This window comes from Pseudoalteromonas sp. SWXJZ94C (assembly GCF_015864385.1).
Taxonomy (GTDB): Bacteria; Pseudomonadota; Gammaproteobacteria; order Enterobacterales; family Alteromonadaceae; genus Pseudoalteromonas.
The window spans coordinates 1-1,461 of record NZ_JADYXF010000125.1 but is presented as its reverse complement, the minus strand read 5'-3'; the positions used below and the strand labels follow the sequence as shown (position 1 = coordinate 1,461).

The window sequence follows — 1,461 nt, the reverse complement described above, 5'->3', positions numbered from 1 at the left end:
ATTAAAACTGCTTAATTAACGTATAAGGTGCATCGGCAGCCAGTCGAGTTACCACATAGCCATACGTAGAGCTATAATTTCCCTCTTCAAGAGTATTAACCATATACAACACCATATCTTCAATGCCGTCGTTGTTATAGTCACCTTTCGCCATAACCGCTAACTTTTGAATGCCACCACTGTTGTCGTAATAAACAGCTTGGTCTTTATTTAATGACTCCATTTTTTTAATGTGGCTCATTTCTTCCCAGCTACTGGCTTTTGCTAAGCGGCGCTCGTCATCGTTTGAAATAATTAAAGCAAGCTCAGGCGGCATTTGTTTAGCCAGTGCCGAGTCATGCTTAAAGTCACTCAAATAACTCGTGGCAGAAGCACTCAACTCGCCCATATACGACCAGGCTAAACATGTTTTATTCATGGCTTTTATAACCTTTTGCTCTCGGTAACTAAGTGCATTAAAACCTTCACCTAGAGCATTTGATAAGCCATTGCAATTAGTAACTTCCTTATTAGGGCTACCGTCTTTGAGAAGACTTACTTCAAAATACCATTTTTTATCAAGCAAAACTTTAACCTCGTCTTGCTCCTCTAGCGTAACTGGTTCAACAAAAAAACTTTTAGTCTTATTCTCAACGCTATATGTTGGTGCTATTTGATTCTTTTCTATTTCTGCGCATGCAGTACTTGAGATACTAATACATACAAGTAAAATTAATTTCTTCATCATTTTGCGCTCAAAAATAAATTGCGGACATAAGAGTTGCGCTCAGCCGATACATCTTTTCTATTTGATTCAATCGCTGCCTTTTTAAAATCGTGCGCTTTCATATGTCTGTTAAAATTAGGAAAAGTATCTTTAAGTTTTGTCATTCCTAAATTAAATATTAAATCAAAAAGGGCTAATTTAACGTCGTCAGGGTAACTTGAAAATTCTGATGCACCGTAAATGGTTTTTAGCTCACTTTCAAATGTTTTAATATGCTGATCGACTTGAGCGTTTGCAACTGCTTCAGTAATTATTAACTTGGTAAAGGGCTTGAAATTCCAATAAGCTTCGTTTTCTCCAAATGGTCTTGATTTAATCAACTTAAATTCATCTTCAATTTGTTTTATTGACGCAAGAGCACCCGTATCACGAATGGTAAAAGGCACTTTTTTTGCCGCATCTACATCTTTTAATAAATGACCAACACCAACGGTTACCTTGCCCTTTGTGTCTAAATACATATGAGGAATATTACCTTCATATGTCTTCATTTTTTGTTTTACCGTTGTTTTTAAATTGGCAGATATTGGAACAACCGCGACCACTGCCGCACTCGCTAGCTTTTCGTTGATTTTTCTATGGGTGCGTCCATTTGGATCTATTTTTCCATCAGGGCGTACCATATTTACCACCTTGCTTTGAAATAACTTAATAGCTGCGACCGTTTTAGAGTTTTCAGGGCGTGAGCCTAAACG

2 protein-coding genes are annotated in these 1,461 nt (G+C 37.2%); both read right to left on the bottom strand.

What is annotated here, in order from left to right:
• Position 1 precedes the first annotated feature (1 nt).
• Entirely contained in the window at positions 2–727 is a 726-nt protein-coding gene (locus I6F65_RS21305) for a hypothetical protein (protein WP_197114829.1), read from the bottom strand.
• A partial coding sequence (locus I6F65_RS21300) for a hypothetical protein (protein ID WP_197114828.1) occupies positions 724–1,461 on the bottom strand: 738 nt, incomplete at its 5' end. The genes I6F65_RS21305 and I6F65_RS21300, both read right to left, overlap by 4 nt.